General features: G+C 65.7%; 21 protein-coding genes and 1 tRNA gene. 14 read left to right on the top strand and 8 right to left on the bottom strand.

Annotated elements, in window-relative coordinates:
* Positions 1-16: 16 nt before the first annotated feature.
* The gene (gene arcD, locus C486_RS03520; protein WP_008453111.1) at positions 17-1,453 is read right to left on the bottom strand and encodes an arginine/ornithine antiporter ArcD; all 1,437 of its coding nucleotides are present in this window, start codon (positions 1,451-1,453) and stop codon (positions 17-19) included.
* A 251-nt stretch (positions 1,454-1,704) separates the two neighbouring features.
* Positions 1,705-3,006 (bottom strand): DNA repair protein NreA, encoded by a 1,302-nt coding sequence (nreA, locus tag C486_RS03515; protein WP_008453109.1) that lies wholly within the window; start codon positions 3,004-3,006, stop codon positions 1,705-1,707.
* A 290-nt stretch (positions 3,007-3,296) separates the two neighbouring features.
* On the opposite strand from nreA, the gene C486_RS03510 reads away from it, so the two are divergent.
* The gene (locus tag C486_RS03510; RefSeq protein WP_006184530.1) at positions 3,297-3,476 is read left to right on the top strand and encodes an HVO_2753 family zinc finger protein; all 180 of its coding nucleotides are present in this window, start codon (positions 3,297-3,299) and stop codon (positions 3,474-3,476) included.
* 5 nt (positions 3,477-3,481) lie between these two features.
* A complete protein-coding gene (locus C486_RS03505) occupies positions 3,482-3,748 on the top strand; it encodes an elongation factor 1-beta (protein ID WP_008453106.1) in 267 nt (88 codons plus the stop codon).
* Between the two features lie 268 nt (positions 3,749-4,016).
* Here C486_RS03505 and C486_RS03500 read toward each other — a convergent pair whose 3' ends face one another.
* Together C486_RS03500 and C486_RS03495 are read right to left on the bottom strand one after the other, a co-directional pair.
* Positions 4,017-4,451 (bottom strand): hypothetical protein, encoded by a 435-nt coding sequence (locus C486_RS03500; RefSeq protein ID WP_008453104.1) that lies wholly within the window; start codon positions 4,449-4,451, stop codon positions 4,017-4,019.
* A gap of 129 nt (positions 4,452-4,580) precedes the next feature.
* The gene (locus C486_RS03495) at positions 4,581-5,273 is read right to left on the bottom strand and encodes an MBL fold metallo-hydrolase (protein WP_049910105.1); all 693 of its coding nucleotides are present in this window, start codon (positions 5,271-5,273) and stop codon (positions 4,581-4,583) included.
* A 145-nt stretch (positions 5,274-5,418) separates the two neighbouring features.
* Here C486_RS03495 and C486_RS03490 point away from each other — a divergent pair, with 145 nt between their 5' ends.
* The 3 genes from C486_RS03490 (at position 5,419) to C486_RS03480 (ending at position 7,612) form a co-directional block, all read left to right on the top strand.
* Entirely contained in the window at positions 5,419-6,414 is a 996-nt protein-coding gene (locus C486_RS03490; protein ID WP_008453098.1) for a terpene synthase family protein, read from the top strand.
* 104 nt (positions 6,415-6,518) lie between these two features.
* Positions 6,519-6,785, top strand: a complete 267-nt coding sequence (locus C486_RS03485) for a DUF5827 family protein (RefSeq protein ID WP_008453096.1) — start codon at positions 6,519-6,521, stop codon at positions 6,783-6,785.
* Complete coding sequence (locus C486_RS03480; protein WP_008453093.1) at positions 6,782-7,612, top strand: ATPase; 831 nt, start codon at positions 6,782-6,784, stop codon at positions 7,610-7,612. Before C486_RS03485 ends, C486_RS03480 begins: the two co-directional genes overlap by 4 nt.
* A gap of 51 nt (positions 7,613-7,663) precedes the next feature.
* Here the strand turns inward: C486_RS03480 and C486_RS03475 are convergent, their stop codons facing one another.
* Entirely contained in the window at positions 7,664-8,242 is a 579-nt protein-coding gene (locus tag C486_RS03475) for an MBL fold metallo-hydrolase (RefSeq protein WP_008453091.1), read from the bottom strand.
* Positions 8,243-8,429: 187 nt separating this feature from the next.
* Here C486_RS03475 and C486_RS03470 point away from each other — a divergent pair, with 187 nt between their 5' ends.
* Both C486_RS03470 and C486_RS03465 read left to right on the top strand, forming a co-directional pair.
* Positions 8,430-9,647, top strand: coding sequence for a helix-turn-helix transcriptional regulator (locus C486_RS03470; RefSeq protein WP_008453089.1), 1,218 nt, complete (start codon positions 8,430-8,432; stop codon positions 9,645-9,647).
* 118 nt (positions 9,648-9,765) lie between these two features.
* Positions 9,766-9,840, top strand: a tRNA-Glu gene (locus tag C486_RS03465).
* Between the two features lie 327 nt (positions 9,841-10,167).
* Here C486_RS03465 and C486_RS03460 read toward each other — a convergent pair.
* On the bottom strand, positions 10,168-10,773 hold the full coding sequence (locus C486_RS03460; protein ID WP_008453087.1) for a metal-dependent hydrolase: 606 nt from the start codon (positions 10,771-10,773) through the stop codon (positions 10,168-10,170).
* A gap of 75 nt (positions 10,774-10,848) precedes the next feature.
* On the opposite strand from C486_RS03460, the gene C486_RS03455 reads away from it, so the two are divergent.
* Together C486_RS03455 and C486_RS03450 are read left to right on the top strand one after the other, a co-directional pair.
* Complete coding sequence (locus tag C486_RS03455) at positions 10,849-11,490, top strand: hypothetical protein (RefSeq protein ID WP_049888150.1); 642 nt, start codon at positions 10,849-10,851, stop codon at positions 11,488-11,490.
* 20 nt (positions 11,491-11,510) lie between these two features.
* Complete coding sequence (locus tag C486_RS03450) at positions 11,511-12,119, top strand: hypothetical protein (protein WP_008453083.1); 609 nt, start codon at positions 11,511-11,513, stop codon at positions 12,117-12,119.
* Positions 12,120-12,164: 45 nt separating this feature from the next.
* Here the strand turns inward: C486_RS03450 and C486_RS03445 are convergent, their stop codons facing one another.
* Positions 12,165-13,076, bottom strand: coding sequence for a hypothetical protein (locus C486_RS03445; RefSeq protein WP_008453081.1), 912 nt, complete (start codon positions 13,074-13,076; stop codon positions 12,165-12,167).
* 167 nt (positions 13,077-13,243) lie between these two features.
* On the opposite strand from C486_RS03445, the gene C486_RS03440 reads away from it, so the two are divergent.
* The 3 genes from C486_RS03440 to C486_RS03430 all read left to right on the top strand — a co-directional run bounded on the left by C486_RS03440 (position 13,244) and on the right by C486_RS03430 (position 15,874).
* On the top strand, positions 13,244-14,227 hold the full coding sequence (locus tag C486_RS03440; RefSeq protein ID WP_008453079.1) for a hypothetical protein: 984 nt from the start codon (positions 13,244-13,246) through the stop codon (positions 14,225-14,227).
* Positions 14,220-14,504, top strand: coding sequence for a sulfurtransferase TusA family protein (locus C486_RS03435; protein WP_008453077.1), 285 nt, complete (start codon positions 14,220-14,222; stop codon positions 14,502-14,504). Before C486_RS03440 ends, C486_RS03435 begins: the two co-directional genes overlap by 8 nt.
* Positions 14,505-14,614: 110 nt before the next feature.
* Positions 14,615-15,874 carry a cytochrome D1 domain-containing protein gene (locus tag C486_RS03430; RefSeq protein WP_008453075.1) on the top strand — a complete coding sequence of 420 codons (1,260 nt, stop codon included), beginning with the start codon at positions 14,615-14,617 and terminating at the stop codon, positions 15,872-15,874.
* Between the two features lie 260 nt (positions 15,875-16,134).
* On the opposite strand, the gene C486_RS03425 is transcribed toward C486_RS03430, so the two are convergent.
* Positions 16,135-16,587 carry a MaoC family dehydratase gene (locus C486_RS03425; protein ID WP_008453073.1) on the bottom strand — a complete coding sequence of 151 codons (453 nt, stop codon included), beginning with the start codon at positions 16,585-16,587 and terminating at the stop codon, positions 16,135-16,137.
* A 202-nt stretch (positions 16,588-16,789) separates the two neighbouring features.
* Here C486_RS03425 and C486_RS03420 point away from each other — a divergent pair, with 202 nt between their 5' ends.
* Positions 16,790-17,719, top strand: a complete 930-nt coding sequence (locus C486_RS03420) for an NAD-dependent epimerase/dehydratase family protein (protein ID WP_008453072.1) — start codon at positions 16,790-16,792, stop codon at positions 17,717-17,719.
* Between the two features lie 384 nt (positions 17,720-18,103).
* On the top strand, positions 18,104-20,794 hold the full coding sequence (ppc, locus tag C486_RS03415) for a phosphoenolpyruvate carboxylase (RefSeq protein WP_008453069.1): 2,691 nt from the start codon (positions 18,104-18,106) through the stop codon (positions 20,792-20,794).
* The last annotated feature ends 31 nt before the right edge of the window (positions 20,795-20,825 follow it).

Raw genomic sequence — 20,825 nt, 5'->3', positions numbered from 1 at the left:
CCGCGAGCGGGTCGGTTCAGTCGGCCGTCTGGGCCCGTTCGACGCGGTCGGTCGTCGGCACGCCGCGACCGGTCAGCGTCATCGCGAACAACACGAGCGGCGACAGCAGCCCGAACAGGTAGAACGGCGCGTACTCGAGGGTGGGAACGCCGGTCGCGGAGGCCATGAAGACGCCGCCGGCGTGCCACGGAATGAGCGCGCCGGTGGGTGTCCCGGCCGCTTCGACGGCCCGCGAGAGTTCGTCGCTATCCAGACCGAACTCCTCGTAGAGGTTTCTGAGCGTCAGCCCGGGAAGGACGATGCTCATGTACTGCTGGGCGGTGAGTGCGTTGATAAGGATCGCGGAGAGACCGGTGCCGGCGATCAGGCTGCCGGAACTCCAGACGGCCTGCGAGAGCCGGTCGGCGAGCACCGCCAACACGCCGGTGTGCTCGAGGAGGCCACCCAGCGAGAGTGCGGCGACGACGACGGTGATCGTCCAGGCAGAGCCGGTGAGGCCGCCGGTCGCGAGGAGTTCGTTTACGAGATCGGTCCCGGTTTCGGGCGCGGTCCCGTTCATGAAGATCTCCCAGGCGGCGACGAAACCGGCACCCTGGACGAGGATCGAGGTGCAGATCCCAGCGACGACGCCGACCACGAGCGTCGGAAGCGCGGGGTAGCCGTAGAGTGCGAGCCCGAAGGTGACGACCAGCGGCAGGAAGACGAGCACGGAGAGGTTGTACGTCCCTGCGAGTGCGGTCTGGATCTCGGCGACGCGACTGACCGGGATCTCGCCGCCGGCCCGGAGTCCGAGGACGGCGAAGCCGAGTATCGAGAGCCCGAACGCGATGGCCGTCCCAGTTCGCATGCGGTGGATGTGGTCGTACAGCGACGTGTTCGTCACGCCGGCCGCGAGGTTCGTCGTGTCCGAGAGGGGCGACTGCTTGTCGCCCGCGTAGGCACCCGAAATGACCGCGCCGACGGTCATCGGCGCGGGAACGCCCAGCCCCGCCCCGATGCCGACGAACGCGACCCCGAGCGTCCCGACCGTCGTCCACGAGGACCCGATCGAAAACGCCACGACCGCTGCCAGGATCACTGTGATCGGCAGGAACACCGTCGGCGTGAGCAACTCGAGGCCGTAGTACATCATCGCCGGAATCGTCCCGGCGTCGACCCAGGTGGCGATCAGCGCGTAGATGATAAAGAGGATCAACAGCGCCTGACTCCCCATCAGGAGGCCGTTTGTGATCCCATCGGAGAGGTCGGTCCACTGATAGCCGAGATAGCGACCGAACGCGCCGACGAAGACGATACTCCAGAGCAGCGGGACATGGGGGGCCAACCCGAGCAGGGCCGACCCGATCCCGAGGAACGTGACGACTGCGAGCACCGGAACGAGTGCGAGAACGAACGACGGCCGTCGTTCGGGGTCGAGGTCGTCGACCGTAGTCGGCGTAAAGTCGAATGTCATCACCGGCGGTATGCATTTCGGGCATAAAAATTGAGCGATTTATTACCCCAATGTATGCGGACTGGTAGCAGTAGACACATTATTGCTGAATGTACAGTCAACTCAGGCCACATTTTGATCCGTCTCAGGCTCGAGATGGCCGATCCAGTTGGAGAACTCGCGAAGCGAGTCGCGACGGCTCCCGACGATGGCTGGTTCGAAGCATCGCTGTCCGTGGTCGGTCGCCTGTCAGTCGGGGTCCGGTCCCCGGCTTACTTCGCGTTCGAGAATGCGCTCAAATTCGACTGCAATCCGGCCGCAAGTTCGGATTTGCGCCGCAATCGCGCGCCGGAAACCGGCAATCGGGTCGCGACCTCCGACACCGCCTCGTGGAACGTTTCGGCCTCGCCGTACTCGCCCTCGAAGGCGTTGCGAACGCTTTCGCGGACCTGCCAGACGCCGACCGGGGCCCAGTAGTCGTCCGATACTTCACGGAGGACGAGACACTTCGCCTGCCTGCCGATCGACTCGAGGTGTTCGAGGACGCCCAGTCGAGCGGCGTAGTAGGCCCCCGCGGTCTCCTCGACGTAGCTCGAGCGGCCCTCGTACCCTTCCGAGGCGCTGGCCATCCAAAGGTCGTCCTCGGGGTTCGGGTTCCAGATGCTGCCGGGGGCTTTCATTTCGACCAGTTCGAACTCCCAAGTGCCCGGCGCGAGGACGATCCAGTACCGGTTGCCGACGTACTCGTTAGCCCAGACTTGGACCTCATCGATACTGGGCGCGTTCCGGATACGCCCGCGGAGGTACTGCCCCACGGTGTCGTCGACGGCCGTGATCGACCACCGCGTCGGAACGAGTCGGCGCTGTTTCGTCTGCCCGAGCGCGCCCGCTGAGAGGATCGAGTTGATCTCGTAGACGTCGAACCCCCGGCGATAGAGGTAGGTCATCGCGCCCTCGGCCTGCCAGTCGTCGTCTTCGAGAGTCTTCTTGACCGGCCGCGGGACGTGGGGGTTCTCGGTGAGGGCCGCGTTGCGGGCGTTCGCCTGCGGGCCACGCGGCGTCGCCACGTCCGTTCCGGCGTCGAGGCCGAGATCGGGTTTGTCGTCTAACCCGATCTCGAGGTCGACCGGACGGTCAGCGATGGCGACCTCCCGCTGGACGCCGACGAAGCCGTCCCACGTGTCGTGGACGGAGGGGGTTAGCCGGCTCGCGATCGACGGGGACTCCACGTTCGCCCGCTTGCTCGAGTTCAGGAGGCCGGTCCGTCGCTGGAGCACGTCGTCGATCGCGTACCCCTGGCGGTACCAGTCGCCGTCGGTGACGTACTCCGCGGCGGCGTCTTCGTCACCGACAGGGGAGAGTAATCCGACGGGAATGTCGGGGTAGTTCGATCGACCGACGAAGATCGACGGCGAGGTCGACCCAACGAGGGTATCACCGCTCAGCGCGTCGTCGAACTTCCGTTCGAACTCCTCTAGGTGGTCCGTGATCGCGTAGGACTTCTCCTTGGCGAGGCGGCGACGCTCGGCCTCCTCGTCGGGCTCTAAGTCCTCGATGTAGTCGTCGAGGCGCATTCATCAGATCTAGGGACGGCACGGTGTTGAATGTTGAGTTCCGGAAGCCGGTCGCTGTGCAGGTTCGTGACTGCCAGCGACCGTGGAAGATGTCAGAGGCAGAGGTTCGGTCGGTCATAGACCCCCGAACCTCATTCGGGTGTTCTTGTCGATCCGTAAAGTACCTGCAAGGGCGTTTTCAGGCTCAGAAATTCCGCCCGGGACGGCGTCCTGCGTGTCTCATGGTACTCGTTGTCGAGGGGAGACGTGCCTTGAAAAGAGTTAAAAACGGCGGGCGGGAAAGGGGGGATATGAGTACGACCGACGACCGAGAGACGCGTTCCTGCGTCTCCTGCGGGCTCAACATCGCGGGCACGAACGCCGCAGCGTTCAAGTGTCCCGACTGCGGCCAGCAGATCTACCGCTGTGCCAAGTGTCGCAAGCAGAGCAACCTCTACGAGTGCCCCGACTGTGGGTTCACCGGACCGTAACTACCATGGGAAAAGTCGCTGCCAAAATCAAGGTCATGCCGGACAGCCCCGATATCGACCTCGACGCGCTTCAGGAGCGCCTCGAGAGTGCCCTCCCCGAGGGCGCGAAAATCAACGGCGTCGAACGCGACGAAGTCGCGTTCGGTCTCGTCGCGCTCTACCCGACCGTGATCGTTCCTGACGGCGCAGGCGGGACGGAGACCGTCGAGGAGAGCTTCGCGGACGTCGAGGGCGTCGAAAGCGTCGGCGTCGAAAACGTCGGCCGCATCTAAGCCGTTTTCGCGGATTTTAGTCGTTCCAGAACGTCGATAGGGACGGCCATTCGTGGCGTTGCGGGCGGCGTCCGTCGCGAACCGTGGCCGCCTGACCGTGCCCAACGCGTGTCGCGGTGGTGTCGGCTCGGCCGGTCGGACGGCCCCTCCGCCAGCGGTCACGAAACCGGCGGTCCCGTACAGCCAGTCGGAGCCTCCGGCTCGGGAGACGACATCAGACTGGTCGGCCCCGGACGCGGACGCACCATCGGCCACCGCGCGGTGGCTGTTACTGCTCTTGCTCCCGGTTCGCGCCAAGGTCGGCCTGTGAGACGATTTCCGCGCCGACCGCGGAGAGGTCGACGGTCACGTCTTCGGTGACGGCCTTGCTGATCTCGTCTAAGTTCCCCGCGAGCACCGTCAGTACGTCGTCGGGGGTGGTGTAGACCAGCATGTTGCCGTCCTGACCCTCGGCGACGAGTTGGGTATCGTTCAGGACGACCTGATCGTTCTGGATCGTCGCCGAGACGACTGGCAGCGCCGCCGGCTTTCCCGGTTCGTCGTCCTTGACCTTGCGGATGTGGACTGCGTCGAGGTCGATGACTTCCTTGTACTCCTGTATCTGTTCGGCGCAGTCGACCATGTCGTTGAGGAGGGCGGTCCGTTTCTCGTTGCCGTGATCGCCGTCGAGACAGTGCTGACAGACGCGAAGTTCGAGTCGCATTGTGCGTCGGTTCGTGCCGGACACCGATGAGAATTCCGCTTCCGTCCGTTTCCGCTCGTCCGTCCACTCGCGTGGGAACTCACCGTCTCGGAGCGAGACCCGCCGCCGGACGGCAATCCGGCCACGGAGTCACTCGTCTAACTGGCGGGCGATCTCTCGAATCCGTTCGGTCCCCTGGTCCACGTATCCCCCGTGATAGCAGACGGTGTGATCGATCTCGAGGTCCGCCAGCGTCCCGACGGACTCGATCGCCTGCTCCATCGCCGGGGTAAAGCGGGGCTTCGGACCGGAGAGGGGGGCGTCCCCGTCGGCGACGAGCGCATCGCCGGCGACGAGCAGGTTCGCCTCCGGGAGGTACAGCGAGACGTGTCCCGGTGCGTGACCGGGCGTCGCGACGACCTCCATCGGCCCCGCAAGCGTCGAAAACCGGACTCCATCGGCTAGTTCGATATCGACATCGACGGGCGGATAGCGATCGCCGTCGCCCGTGATCGGTTCCGACTCGCCGGAGATGTACGGCGCTTCCGCGCGGTGAGTCGCGACGACCGCATCGACTCGCTCAAGGAGGGCCGCAAGCCCGCCCGCGTGGTCGCCGTCGTGGTGGGTCACGAGGACGAGCCAAACGTCGGCGAGGTCGTACCCCAGCGATCGCAGGTGGGTCCGAACGCCGTCGCGGGCACCCTGCGGATCGGCGTCGATCAGGATCGGACCGCGGTCGGTTTCGACGAGTGTCGGCGTAATCGTGAGCTCCTGCCCGCCGTACTCGACCGTGATCGGCAGTACGTGAACGCCCGTGTCGCGTTCGGCATCAGTTGCCGACATACTCGAGTCGTTCGCGCTCGCCACGAAAGCATCATTCGGCTCCGTTCGCCTGCCTCGTCCTCGACGCTCTGCTCTCGGCGCATTGAAGTAATACCGTACTAGTTATCAACAAATAATTTATAGTCGACGGCCATAGCGATAGGTAATGAAAATAGAGGCAAAACGTCCGCCACTCGAGGTCGAGACGGACCCGTTCTCGGACGCACAGCAGCGGACGCTCTCGGAAACGGTGCGGCCGTTCGCCGACGCGTACGACGAACTGATCGCCGACCGGGACCGGTCTGCGTGGCGCTGGTTCGATGCGATTGAACCCGAATTCAGGCTCTCGTGTGTCAGTGACGAGTACGGCCAGCGCGTTCGCGACGCGAAGGTACTGGCAACGATGTTCATCACCGTTATCGACGATGTCGCCGAGTGTCACGGCGACCGGACAACCCTCGAGGAGTTGCTGCTGGTCCCGTTCGATTCCCGGCCCGCCGATCCGTCTCGGGCGGGCGTTGACGGCGAGTACGTCCGGTTTCAGCAGGACCTCTGGGACGCGCTCTTAGAGCAGTACGCGGCGGGCCCGCACGCGGGTGAGTTCACGGACCTGTTCCGGTTCGATGTCCGACAGGCGCTGCAGTCGGTCGATTACTCGGCGCTGTTGGCTCAGCACCCGGGCCTCGTCGGCGAACGCGAACTCCGTACGTACGACGTCTACAACATGATGCTCTTCCCGTTCGCCGATATCGACCTCGCCAACGCCCTCGCCTTCGACTCCCGGGAGCTATCGGCCGTTCGGAACGTCGTCGCTCACGGACAGCGCATGGCACGGATCGGCAACTGGATCGCCACCTGGGAGCGGGAACTCGCCGACGGCGATTACAGTTCGTGCGTCGTGGTTCGCGCGCTCGAGTCAGGAGTCGTTTCACGCGCGGACCTTCAAGCGATCCGGACAGCACCGACCGATGCGACCGTCGATCCGGTCGTCGATCGAATCCGCGAGTCCGGGATCGAAGCCGAGTTCATCGACCGGTGGTGTCGCGAGTACGAGTCGGCCACCGACTACTGCGGCGAGATCGACTCGCTCGACGTCCGGGCCTATCTCGAGGGGTTCGAGCCGATCTTCCGCTCACAGCTCGCGAGACGGCCGTCGGCCTGACATGCTCCTACCGGCCCGACCCGGCGTCCCGAAACCCGACTCGCGGACCGCAACCGGGACACGGGATCGGTGCGGTCTTGTGGCCCGCCCGCGTACGACTGACCATGCCGGTTCCGAAAGCAGAATTCGAACAGCTTCCGCCGTGTGACTTCTACACGCCCGCGGAGTTGCTCGAGGACGACCAGATGTACACCGTCTACGAGATCGCCCGCATGCTGCAGGGAGCCGACCCCGACGCCGAACTCGACCCCGAAACCGAGGACGTCCTGCTCGACTGGGCGATTCCGTGGGTTATGACCAACGCTGACGACCTCGTGGTCGCCGAACCCCGAGACGAAGACGAGCCCGGCTACTACGGCCTGAAAGAATGATCCTTCTCGTGGTCGGTGCCGATCGCGTCGACGCCGGCAAGACCACGTTCTCGGCCGGCCTGCTCGAGCGAACCGGTGCGGTGGGGTACAAGCCCCGCGCCGGCAACGACTTCTGGTTCGACCACGACGACTGCCGGCGAGCGCTCGCCGAGGGGCGACTCTACGGCAAGGACGCCACACGCCTCTCGGCGGCGGACGGCCGCGATCGACCGCCGGAGCGGCTCAACCCTGTCCACCGGCTGTGGCGGCCCGCCCCCGACGGCGGGACCGGTCTGCTCGGCCGCGCCGACAGGGAGTTCCTCGTCGACCGGATCGGTCGCGACGGCGACGACCCGCTGTTCGTCCGCAACGCGACCGCCGACCTGCCGGCGCAGGTCGCCGACGCGCTCCCGCTCGAGAACGCGATCCCCGTCGAGAGCGTCGACGAGTTCAACGACCTCGCCGAAGCGCGGTACGTCCCCGCGTTCGAGCGACTGGCTGCCGATATCGAGGCGACCGACATCGCCGTCGTCGAATCCTACGGCGACATCGCGCGGCCGCTCGAGGCGCTTGCCCCTTCCTCGATCGCCGCCGTCGCGGCCGTCGAACCCGGTCGCGCGCGGATCTACCCGGGCGATCGCTACTGTCGCGCCTGCGAGATCGCCAGTTCGAGTCCCAGGGATGGGGCCATCGAAAAGCGCGTCCCGGACGTACTCGACTATCTCGACCCGCTCGAGCGCGTGTCGCTCCCGGCACTCGGCAGCGATCGCCGGGCCGATCCCGAACGGGTCGCACGTGCGTACGCCGACGCCTACGAGGCGTTGCTCGAGGCCGCCGGACGGGAGTGAGGGGCCGGCCGCCGTCGACCGCGGAATCGGCGCGTGGCTCTGGACCCGGACTCAGGCCTGCCGTGCCATCCGGGCCGACAGTTCGACGTGCTCGTAGGGATCCGCCGTCACGCTCGGGCCATGACCGGTGTGGAGTGCCGCGAGATCGGGGTCGATCCGCTCGAGGACGCGGTCGATACTCTCGATCAGGGTCTCGCGATCGCCTTCCTCGAGATCGGTGCGGCCGAAGCTCCCGTTCTGGAAGACGAGATCGCCCGCGAACAGCACGTTCGCCGGCTCCGAGTAGAAACACAGGTGGTCGTTCTTGTGTCCGGGGGTGTGGAGCGCGACGTACTCGTCGTCGCCCAACTGGACCGTGTCCTCGTCCGCGATGGGGTGATCGACGCCCTCGATCGAGGTATCGTACCCCCACGCGTCGACATCGAAGGCGTCTTTCACCGCGGCGAGGTTGCCGACGTGGTCGCGATGCGTATGCGTGAGGAGGACTGCCTCGAGGTCGTCGACGCAGGCGCGGACGGCGTCGACGACGTCGAAGTTCGCGCCCGCGTCGACGAGTACGGGTCGGTCCCCGCTCACCAGAAAGACGTTGCTGGTAAACGCTTGCACGCCCTGCGCGATATTCGAGATCACGTGACCCGGTACGCGGTCGTCGGGTTTGTGGCTATCGACACGGCGCGTCGATCGTCGGACGAAGGCCGGCTACGTCGAAACGGCCCTCCGAGCGGCTCATGCGACGGTTATGACGCGGTTTGGAAGTCAAACTATCTGATCCGTGTATTCACAAGGATTTTTAGCTGCGGCACGTAGTGGGAGACGAATGAATCGGCCGGTTTCCGTCGGACTCGTTGCTCTCGTCATCCTCGCGGCCGTTGCCGGCGCCAGCGGGTCGGTCGTACTGACGGCCGCCGGGATCGCTCCCCAGTCACCGTCGTCGCCCGCTCCCGCGGACCCGGCCCCGTTCGTCTCACAGGAACGAGAGTGGGACGACACGACCTTCGAGATCACGGTCTACGAGAACGGCAGCGCGACGTGGACGTTCCGCCACGAACGGCTGTTCGCCAACGAGGAGAACGCGACCGAGGCCGAACGGAACTTCAGGGCGTTCGCCGAGTCGTTCGAAGCCAACGAGACCGGACGGTACGAGGCGTTTATCAATCAATCGCGTGAGCTGGCCGCGGCCGGCTCACAGAAGACCGGCCGGGAGATGGACGCGACGAACTTCGATCGATCCATCCGGGTCGACGAAGGCCGGATCAACCCGCGCGGCGTCGTCGAAATGTCGTTCACATGGACGAACTTCGCCGCCGTCGACGGCGAGACGATCGTCGTCGGGGACGTCTTTCGGGGCCTCTATCTGGCCCCCGATCAGTCGCTCGAACTCGAGGCGGGCGGTGATCTCCGGTTCCGTTCCGTCAGCCCCAACCCAGACAGCCAATACGACGGCGGCTCGCTCGAGAACGCGACCTCAATCGGGTGGAGCGGCGAACAGCAGTTCGACGACGGCCGCCCGCGTGCGGAACTGACCAGTTCGACCAGCGGTGCCGTCGGGAGCGACGAACAGGGACCGGCCGGTGCGATGAGCGGTGACCGCGGCTGGTATCTCGCCGCCCTCCTCGTCGTCGGTGTCGGCATCGCGGCCGCCGTCTGGTACCGCCGGTACGGGCCCGGAACCGGCGATGCTCCGGCCGACACTGCGATGGATCGCTCGGCCGGGCGGCCGCCCGAACCCGATGTCGCCGGCGGCTCGAGCACGGGCAACGGGGCGGCCGACTCGGCCGACGCCGGGGCCGCCCTCTCCGAGGAAGAACTCATGACCGACGAGGATCGCGTCGTCGCGCTCATTCGGGAGAACGGCGGCCGAATGAAGCAGGTCAACATCGTCGAAGAGACCGGCTGGTCGAAATCCAAGGTCAGCATGCTCCTCTCGGACATGGAAGACGAGGGAACGATCAGTAAACTCCGCGTCGGCCGTGAAAACATCATCAGCCTCGAGGGTTTCGAGCCCGAGGCGACGAAATCGCCCTTCGAAGAATAACGGCGACCGTCGGCAGGAGATCGCCGGCACGTGGTCGCGTGGCACCGTTCGACACTCCCGGATCGAAACGGAATGCTTAAACATCGTACTCCGCTACGATGGAGTGAAGACAAAGCCCGCTCCGATGGTGTAGTCCGGCCAATCATATTGCCCTCTCACGGCAATGACCTGGGTTCGAATCCCAGTCGGAGCATCTCCGTTCTTTCGTCGATTACGAACCGATACAGTGTCGTCAGTTCGTTTCCCTGCGAGTGACGACCGTCCGGATCCCTTCGTCTCCGCTGGCAGTTCGAAGGGGATTTTTCGGACACGGACGTGGATCCGTTCCGGTTCTCGGTGCTGGCGGTATCGTAACCGCTGAAACGATTTCCACAGCCATCGCACAGCCGTCGTGAAGTCAGGTGTCCAGTGACGCTCAGTGGCGACACTGGCGACGAGTGGCGCTTGAGACAGCTATTCGAGACCGACATCGCCATTCGGCCCGCGATCGACGCCGCCGTCCTCGAGTCCGGTCGCGGCGTCAGTCGTGTTTGTATCGACTCGGTACGTACTCCGCGACCGGTTCGGGGACCGACCCGAACACGACCGGGGCGATAGTCGCCAGCTGTCGCCGAAGGAGGCCGTACACCCCGCCGACCAGTACGCCGAGACTGACGAGCCACCGGAATGGCTCCTCGAGGACGAGCCAGAGCGGGGCACCGACGGCCAGCGACAGGACTACGTCTTCCGGTGCGCCGTCGTAGCGAATCCAGCGTTTCGGTGCCCGCCAGCGGTCCCTGACGTGGTCGTACACCGCCCGATCGGAGGTCCCTTCCCACGGCCGGAGCTCGAGGCCGCCACCGTACCGGTCCATTCGAGAGTGGAGAGCGGCACCGGCAAACAGGAAGGCAGCGGCGACGAGCCACGGGGTCGCGATGAGTACTGCCGCGATCACGACCGGGACGGCGGCGACGACGTACAGCGTCGGATAGTGGAGTGTCCGCCGATGTCCCGCATAGAGGTCCAGGTCCGGCAACACGCCGCCGAGGAACCCGCCGACGAGCGCCGCCGGTGCGAGCTCCGGGGCGAAGACGACGAGCGGCGCTGCGAGAGCCAGTCCCAGCAGTGCGTGTGTCGGGAGCATCATGTATCAGTTCGAAGGGGAGTCAGCGAGATAAGCCCTCCGGCGGGTTTATACGCCGATAGTGTGTCGGTCCCGCACATGCCGAGGAACGGCAGCGATGCTCGTCCGGACCCGTCTGTGGATGCGGCGAAGGACGCGTTCGAACGACTGTTTCGAAGCGGTCGGGCGAACGCCTTCCTCGCGTGGTTGGTGGTCGGGGTCCTCGCGATGGTGTTCGTCGAAAGCGCGCTCGAGTTCGACCGCCAGTGGCTCGTTTTCGTCGCCGGCGTCGGCACGGTCGTCCTGATGCCGCCCGTCGCCGCCGGGGAATGGCGCGTCATGTTGCCCTGGGAACTCCTCGTCCTCGCGACGTTGCCCATCCTCGTTCGGGGACTGTTCGGCGGCAGCGTCGGCACGTTCGCGGCCTATCTGGCGGTCGCGGGGTTGGCGTTGCTCATCACGGTCGAACTCCACATGTTCACGTCGCTGCGGGTGACCCACTGGTTCGCGATCACGTTCGTCGTGTTGACGACGCTGGCGTCGGTCGCGGCGTGGACCATGCTGCGGTGGAACCTGGATCGCGTGTTCGGGACGTCCTATCTCTCGACGAACGAGGCGGTAATGACCGAGTGGCTTTCGGTGACCGTCGCCGGACTGGCCGCCGGCGTGCTGTTCGATGCGTACTTCAGACGGCGGGATCGACAACTCCGTCGCGCGCTCAGGCGGGTGGTGCGTCGATGAGTGGTCTCCCGCGCCCCTCGATGCGAACCCAGCGACGACTCACCCGAGTGCTGCAACTCTTTCTCGTCGGACTCGTCGCGTACGGCGTCGTCGCGGGCCAGCCGAAAGCGGTCTTCAACGGCGGCATCGGACTGCTGATCACGTTTCTGCCGGCCTTGCTGGAACGGAACTACGACTTGCCGCTCGATCCGTGGCTTGCCCTGTGGGTTACGTCCGCCGTGTTCCTCCATACGCTCGGGTCGGCGGGCCTGTACGGCCGTATCGGCTGGTGGGACCATCTCACCCACGCGCTGTCGGCCTCGCTGATCGCCGGCATCGGCTATACGACCGCTCGAGCGATCGATCTGCACGTCGCGGACATCCACATCCCGCGTCGGATCGCGTTCGTCTACATCTTCGTGGTCGTGATGGCCTTCGGCGTCGGCTGGGAACTGTTCGAGTACGCGCTCGATCTCGTCGCCGCGGAAACCGGGCTCACGATGCCGCTGGCCCAGCACGGTCTCGATGACACGGTCCGCGATCTCATGTTCAATACGCTCGGCGCGTTTCTCGTAGCGATGTTCGGACAGGCTCACTTGAACGGCGTCGCCGAGACGGTCAGAGACCGGTTGCTCTTCGCTGACCCCTGATCGTCGGCCATCGCCCGCTCGGCACGGTGGCCGTTCGCCGACCGATTACCCGCCGATGTCCCGATCGACCGAGAGCCCGATGTGTCCCGTTGGGAATTGGCAGAGACGGGGCACGGCCTCGGAGCGGGCGTGGGGGTCGAACGCGGTGGTGGCGATCGCCTGCCAGAGGACGCGTTCGGGATAGGGACGTGCCGACAGGTCGAGCGAAAGCGACTCCGCGAGCGCCGCGTGGTCGAGTTCGCCGTTCGTCGTCGGCACGGGAAGGGGGCTCGGCACGGTCTCGAGGGCCACCCCGAACGACGGGAACAGCCGATAGTCGGCACCGAGGGCCGGGTGGTGTAGTTCCCGCTCGCCGGGGACTCGCACGACGAGTTCGGGCGTGGTCGTCGTCGGTCCGTCGCCACCGTCGGCCCGTTCGACCGTCCGCTCGGCGAGCGAAATCCGGCGTCGCGTTCCCGTTCGAACGGCGTATTCGGTCCCCTCGGCGACCAGTCGAAGGCCTGATTCGCTTCGCTCGAGAACGCGAACGGTCGGAGCGGCGTACGACTCGAGGAGTGCGGTCGTCGACTCGCCGGCGACCGTCGCGTCGACCGTGACTGCCGTCGCGGTCCCCCGCGAGGAAACGAGGTCGAACGCGGTCGACTCGCTCGTCGGGAGGACCGCGAGCGTCGCCGGCGTCGCACAGATTCCCTCCCAGGTCGCCGGCGACCCGATGTCACCGGCTCCGCCCCGCAGCGCCGAACGCCAGTAGAAGACCCGGTGCGCGTCGCCGGACGCGTACGGCACGGCGTCCGGGAAGAACGACTCGCCGTAGCCGGTCGGCTCGAGGGCGGGGTGCTCGAGTTTGAGTTCGGCGTAGGGGAGTCGGGCGATGATCGGCGCGGAGAACTCGTCGTGCGGTGACCGCTCCCACCGGACTGTCGTCGGTCGGTCAGCCGCCGTCGGTGTCTCGCTCATCGGACGTGGGGTGATCCTTCGGCGGACACGTCCCAAACGCTGTCTCCGGAGATGTTCGGGGATCCGCATCGATCCCTCTCCAGCGGCCGCCGTGAACCGGGATGCGAATATGTCCGTGACCGAACTTAGCGTCGGTGAGCCACGAGGGACGGGTAGGTGACTGCACGATGTCCGATCCACCGGCGACGATGCAGACGACCGCCGCGACAGATCTCTTCGATAGGTACGTGCTGCCGAAGGTCGCGCTCGTCGTGATCCTGGCGGGCTCGCTGGCCGGGACGTGGGTGAGCGGACGGCTCGGGGGCCAGTCGGCGGCCGTCACGCTCGCCAAGTGGCTTTACTTCGTCGCACTGGGGGTCCTCACCGGCGGACTCGTCTGGAAACACTGCTTCGTTCGGCCACGGGACCTCGAGACGGGTGCCGGCGACTACTGTGCGGAGATGTACGCGCGCTTCGACGGGATCGCGACTGGGGCCGTCGCCGTCCTCGCGGTGACCGGCCCGGTCGTTCTCGCGGCGTACGCCTCGAGACTCGGAAGCGGCCCGCTCGTCGTCGGCCTCGGCGTTCTGCTCGCGGCGTGGTTCGGCACCCTCGTCGTGACGGCGCGAGGGGCCGGACCGGTCGACGAACAGTTCCGGTGGCCGGTCGGTCTCCTCGCGCTGGCACTGGCGCTTGCGGTCGTCGCGGGGACGGGACTCGCGGAGGTGAGCCTCCGCGGGTTCGGCCCGATCGCGGCGGCCGTCCGAACGATCCACCTCCTCGCGTTCGTTGCGTGGATCGGCGGGGCCGTCTGGAACATCTTCGTCGCCGTCCCGACGGGCCAGCAGCGGCCGACGGCCGCCGTCGCGCGAGCCGCCGGCGAGCAACTCGAGCGGTTCCGCTGGGCGGTGCGGTTTATCATCCCGCTGTTGTTCCTGACGGGGCTCGTTCAGGCCGTCACGGCCTTCGGCGTTCGGCTCGAGACCTACGTCGCCACGCCGATCGGGATCGCCGTCCTCGCCAAGGTCGGCATCATCGGACTGCTGGCCGTCATCTTCAACCTCTGTCCGCTGTGGCGGGCCTGCTCGCCCATCGACGGCGTCTGTGATCTCGAGGAGGTCGGAGCGGACGAGTCGCCGGCCGCGCCAACGGAGGGGACCGCCGATGACTGAGGGAGCGATCCCCGAAACGGCACCCGCCGTCGACCCCGATATGACGGTCGACAACCGTGGCACGGGCTGTGCGAGCGGGATCGCCCGCGTCCAGCGCGCGCTCGAGGACGGAGAGGGCGGCGCGATACTGCGCATCCGGAGCACGGATCGGCGGGCGAAACGCGAGTACGCGCAGTTGGCGGCCCAGACCGATCACGAGCTGCTCGCGATCGAAACGGACCGGAGCGGGCTGTTTCGGACGGAGTACACGACGTACCTCGAAATCGGCGGGGAATAGATCGGTGACCGGTTCGGTCTCGCCGGCCGATCCCGTGGCCCGGTAGTGACTGCCCGAACGTATTCGCGGCCGTGTATTTTCGAACGAAGCGAAAACGGGACGTAGGACCAATGAGCGAGCAACTCGCCGCCAGTACGGTCAGGCCGCCGTCGTTTCGCGAGATGGCACTCGAGGCAATCGCCGACTCCCGCGAAACGCGGTCCGAGGAGCGTGTGCTGCCGGATGCGCCCCGACACGGCGTCACGGATCTGCGGGACCTCCTGGTCGTCGCGGAGCGACGGCCCGGATCGGTTTCGCTGGTCGATACCACTCGCCACGAGTGCGTCGGCCGCATCGACGGCGTGGGCCGAGCACCCCACTCGATCGTTTTCCACCGGCAGTTGCCCGCGAACGATCGCGAGGGCGCGTACGCGTACGTCCAGTCGCGGCAGGGGTGGGTGAGCAAGCTCGATCTCTTCGGCGGCGAACTCGTCGCGCGGATCCGTGCCGGTACGTCGGGGCGGGCGATCGCAATCTCTGCGGGCTCGGCGTTCCTCATCGCGGGCTACTACAACCCCAACCACGCCGTCATCCTCGATGCGGATACGCTCGAGCCGCTGCATCGAATCCCGGCCCACGCGGTCGATGCCGACGGGCAGTCGATCGCCTCGCGGATCTGTACCGTCCGTGACGTGCCGGGGGAACGCTGTTTCCTGCTCGTGTTGAAGGACGCAGGGACGGTCTGGTTCGTCGACTACGGCGAACCCGAGTTCCCGATCGTCGACGAGATCGATGTCGGTCGGGTGCTCCATGACGGCGTGTTCTCGCCGGACGACCGTTACTTCTATCTCGCCTCGCAGGCCGAGGACTGCCTCTACGTTCTCGACGTTCGGCAGCGGACGGTCGTCGGCCGAGTCCCGACCGCCGGACCACCACATCCCAGCCCCGGCGCGCTCGACGAGCGACGCGGGCTCGGGATTATGGGCACGGTGATGACCGACGCCGTAACGGCGTGGGACCTCGAGACCTGGGAGCCGATCGCCGACGTTCGGATTCCGGGCCACGGCATGTTCTGTACAGCACATCCCGACAGCGAGTACGTCTGGGGGGATGTCGTCTTCGACGATACCGACAGGGACAACGACGGATTCATCTATCAGATCGATCCCGACGAACTCGTCGTCTCGACGGTCATCGACACGACCGAGTGGGCTGACGGGCGGTCGCTTCACCCGGAGTTCACTCGAGACGGGGACCACGTTTACGTGAGTTGCTGGGACGCGGGCACGCTACTCGTCTTCAATAGCTCGACAGGGGCGTTTACCGCCGCAATCGATGGCATGGAGACGCCGACCGGGACTTTTCTCGGCGATCGGGCGACCGAGCCGTGACCGGGTGACGACGCCAGCGTGGGTCCCTGGCGGGCTCTCGTCTCGACTGACCCGGGTCGACACCGGACACCGCTCGCACGGTCGCCGCGCGAGCAGGTGTACAGTGACTGTGAGGGCTTCCGTCCCACTCGAACGCGTACTCGAGTGGGGTGTCCATCTCCTGGGTGCCGTGAGTGTACCTGCGTCGATGCTCGTGAACGGCCGCGCCCCTCGTCCGACCGGGTTTCGACTTCGAGCCGCGACACGTATCGTGACAGTTCTCACTCTTCGGATGGAGTCCGACGCGCGATCATGCCGAGCCCGATCCACGAGATGACGACGTCGCCGTCCTGGGTGATCCCCTCGAGGAAACTGTCGACGTAGCCGCGCTCGGGATCGGTTTCGGAGACGCGCTTGTCGACCACTTCGCTGCGGATCGAGAGCGTATCGCCCGGTCTGACTGGCCGTTTCCACCGGAGTTCGTCGACGCCGCGGGCACCCATGCTGGCCCGGTTTTGGAGCGGCCCGTCGACGAGCAGACGCATGCACATGGCGGCAGTATGCCAGCCCGACGCGACCAGTTCGCCGAACGCGGAATCCTCGGCGGCGTCCTCGTCGGTGTGGAACGGCTGCGGGTCGTACTGCTCCGCGAACTCGATGATTTCCGCTTTCGTGACGTGGTACTCGCCGAATTCGTGAATATCCCCGATGTCGATATCCTCGTAGTAGCGCATACCCGTGGGATGTGGTATGTGGTAGCAAGAGTCTGTGGGACGAGGCAGCCCGAACGGCGGGAACCGATCGTCCATGGGTCTCCGAGCACCCGCGAGAACCCGTCGGTGTCCGGTCGGGACCGGGTTCCGGTTGTGGCCACGATCGGCCGACGGACCCTCGGCGTTTCCCAACACCTATTGCCCGTCGAATGACTTCTCCGGTATGGCTCTCGAGGCACAATCCGTCCTCGTCACCGGGGGCGCGGGATTTATCGGATCGAATCTGGCGAACCACCTCGCCGAGGACAACGACGTGACCGTCGTCGACGACTGTTATTTGGGGACGCCCGAGAACCTGTCCGACGACATCGATTTCGTCGATGCGAGCGTGCTGGACGACGACCTGCCGACGGCCGTCGACGTGGTGTTCCACCTGGCGGCGCTGTCCTCCTATGCGATGCACGAGGAGGACCCAAGGACCGGTGCCAGGGTGAACGTCGAGGGATTCGTCAACGTGGTCGAGCAGGCGCGACAGGACGGCTGTGAGACGGTCGTCTACGCCTCGACCTCGTCGATCTACGGCAGCCGAACCGAGCCGTCGCCGGAAGACATGGACGTCCACGTGAACACGGGCTACGAGGCCTCGAAACTGGCCCGCGAACGCTACGGCGAGTACTTCTCGAATCACTACGACATGTCGATGGCCGGCCTGCGCTTTTTCTCGGTCTATCAGGGGTACGGCGGTGCCGAGGAACACAAGGGCGAGTACGCCAACGTGATCGCGCAGTTCGCCGACGACATCGCCGCCGGCGAGTCGCCCGTTCTCTACGGCGACGGCACCCAGACGCGGGACTTCACGCACGTCTCCGACATCGTCCGGGGACTCGAGCGGGCCGCGGCGAACGAACTCGACGGCATCTATAACCTCGGGACGGGGGAGGCGTACGACTTCAACACGGTCGTCGACATGATAAACGACGAACTCGGAACCGATGTCCAACCCGAGTACGTCGAAAACCCGATTCCCGAGTCGGTCTACGTCCACGACACCTGTGCCGATGCCGCGAAGATCCGCGAAGCAGCGGGCTGGGAACCCCGGATCGACTTCGAGGAGGGAATCCGGCGGGTCTGTGCGCAGTATACGGACGGGTGACGCGTCACCGCGCTGTCCGGTTGCACAGAGGGTCGACCGAGACCGTTCGGGTCCGCCGTCGGCGATCCGACGCGACCGAGTTCCGTCCGAGCGTCTGGCCGGTGAGATAATCCGGCGGCGCTGACCAGCCGCCGTTCGAAATTGAATACCGGTACCGTTCGTGTGGGCCATCCGAACGCCATCGGTTGCAGAAATAATTTATATTCGTAGTAAATATCCGCAATCTCGTTCCGAGACCGATAGCGACCGAGTCGACGACCGGACGGATCGCGACGGCCACCCGCAAACCGGGTATCGTCACCAGTAACTATCACGGAAAACGATGTATGAGCGGAGTCCTGCTCCTGCTAGGGGTTTTTACCACGTCACGCACATCCACACGATATGCGACTCCACAACAGGGACGTCCGACAAGACGTTCGCGAACTCGGTGCGTTGCTCGGGACCGTCCTCGAGGAGCAGACGTCCCGCAGGTCGTTCGAGACCGTCGAATCCAGTCGACAGGCCGCGATCGAGTACCGATCGGGGGACCGCGAGTCGCGAGACTCCCTCGTCACGGAACTGGAGGGGCTCTCGCCGCATCAACAGCGGATCGTCGCTCGCGCGTTCACGACCTATTTCGAACTGATCAACCTCGCCGAGGAGCGCGAACGGGTTCGCACGATCCGCACTGAGTCCCACGAAGGAACCCTCGACGACAGCCTCGAGACCGCGGCCGCGGAACTCAGCGATGCCGACATCGAAACCGTCCAGCAAGTGCTGGACGACGTCCTGATCGAACCGACGTTTACCGCCCACCCGACCGAGGCCCGTCGCAAGACCGTCAAATCCAAACTCAGGGATATTTCGACGTCCCTCGAGACCTTAGACGAGCGGCTGCTGACCGACAAGGAGGAGCGCCAACTCTGGCGGGACATCGACGCGGAGGTCACGAGCCTCTGGCAGACCCCGCAGGTCCGCAATCGTCAGCCCGAACCCGAAGACGAGGCGCGCAACGTCCAGTGGTACCTCGAGAACACGCTGTTCGAGGTCGTCGGCGAGGTCTACGACGAACTCGACGACGCGATCGACGCGGAGATCCCCGGCGACATCGACATTCCGAAGCTCTTCGAGTTCCGCTCGTGGGCGGGCAGCGACCGCGACGGCAACCCCTACGTGACCCCCGACGTGACCGCCACCACCCTCGAGCGCCAGCGCTCGGTCATCTTAGAGCAGTACCGAACCCAACTCAAGCGCCTCTCCGGGGTGCTGAGTCAGGACGGGAGTCGGATCGACGCCGGCTCCGAGTTCCAGGCCTCCCTCGAGCGCGATCGGGACCGGCTCCCCGGGAGCGCTCGCACGGCCGAAGAGCGCTACCCCGGCGAGCCCTACCGACAGAAGCTCAAACTCATGCGGGAGCGACTCCGCCGCGTGGGCGACGTGCGCCCGGGCGGTTACGACGATGTCGACGCCCTCCTCGCGGATCTCGAGGTCATCGCGACGAGCCTGCGCAACAACGGGGCCGAGAGCGTCGTCGACGCCCACGTCGATCCCATCCGCCGGCAGGTCGCCACGTTCGGCTTCTCGCTTGCCAGTCTCGATCTGCGCGAGCATCAGGCGAAACACACCGACGCCATCGCGGACGCCCTCGAGGCCGAAGGGATCGACTACCACGGCCTTTCGGAGGCCGAGCGCGTCGAGTTCCTGACCGACGCCGTGTTACAGGACGAGTCGGTGATCGATCTGGGTGACACTGACGAACTCTCGGCCGACTCGGCGCGGGTCCTCCGGCTGTTCGACAGCCTCGCGGACTGGCAGACCGAGTACGGCGTCAACGCCATCGACACCTACTGCATCTCGATGACCGAGGAACCGAGCCACGTCCTCGAAGTACTGTTCCTGGCCGATCAGGCCGGCGTCGTCTCCCTTCCCGAGCACGCCGGAATCGACATCGTCCCGCTCTTGGAAACCGAGTACGCCCTCTCGGGGGCGCGTCGGATCATGGGATCGCTGTTCGAGAACGAGGCCTACGCGCAGGTGCTCGAGGCCCGCGGCCGGACCCAGGAGATCATGCTCGGCTACTCGGACTCGAACAAGGAAAATGGCTTCCTCGCAGCCAACTGGTCGTTATACAAAAACCAGCGCCGATTGGGCGAGATCTGCGACGACCACGACGTGACGATGCGGCTGTTCCACGGCCGGGGCGGCTCGATCTCGCGAGGTGGCGGCCCGATGAACGAGGCGCTGCTCGCCTTGCCGAACTCGACGGTCACGGGGCAGGTCAAGTTCACCGAACAGGGCGAAGCGATCGCCGAGAAGTACGCCAACCCCCGTATCGCCGAGCGTAACATCGAACAGATGCTCAACGCGCAGCTCCGGGCACGCAAACAGGCGATCGACCAGCCCGAGGAAGAAGTCCACGAGGAGTGGATCGACGCCATGGAGACCATGGCCGACGCCGCCCGCCGGGAGTATCGCGACCTCCTCGAGAGCGACGGGTTCGTCCAGTACTTCGAACAGGCGACCCCAATTACGGTCATCGAAGACCTCGACCTGGGGTCGCGGCCGGCCTCCAGGTCGGGCGAGCGCACCGTCGAGGACCTGCGGGCGATCCCGTGGGTGTTCTCCTGGACCCAATCGCGGTGTATCCTGCCCGGCTGGTACGCGATCGCGACCGGCGTCGAAGCCTACCTCGAGGACGGTGGCTCGATGGAAACCCTACAGGAGATGTACGACGAGTGGCCGTTCTTCCAGACGACGCTGGACAACGCCGCGCTCTCGCTGTCGCGAACCGAACTCGAGATCGCCGAGCGGTACGCCGAGATGGCGGCCGACGACCTTCGCGATCGGTTCTTCCCCCGCGTTGCCGGCGAGTACGAGCGAACGACCGATCTGATCACCGAGATCGGCCAGCGCGAGACCCTCCATACCCGCGATTGGCTCGGCGAAAACCTGGAGCGGCGGAACCCCTACGTCGACCCGCTGAACATGCTGCAGGTCTACTTGCTCAACCGCACCCATCGGACGGACATCGAAGAGCGGACCCTGCGGCTGACGGTCAAGGGAATCGCGGCCGGCATGAAGAACACGGGCTAATTGACTCGCCGCGGCGGGGTGGCGTCGCGAC

Source organism: Natrinema gari JCM 14663, assembly GCF_000337175.1.
GTDB lineage: Archaea > Halobacteriota > Halobacteria > Halobacteriales > Natrialbaceae > Natrinema > Natrinema gari.
The sequence above is the reverse complement of the archived record's forward strand: the minus strand, read 5'-3'. Positions and strand labels throughout refer to the sequence as shown.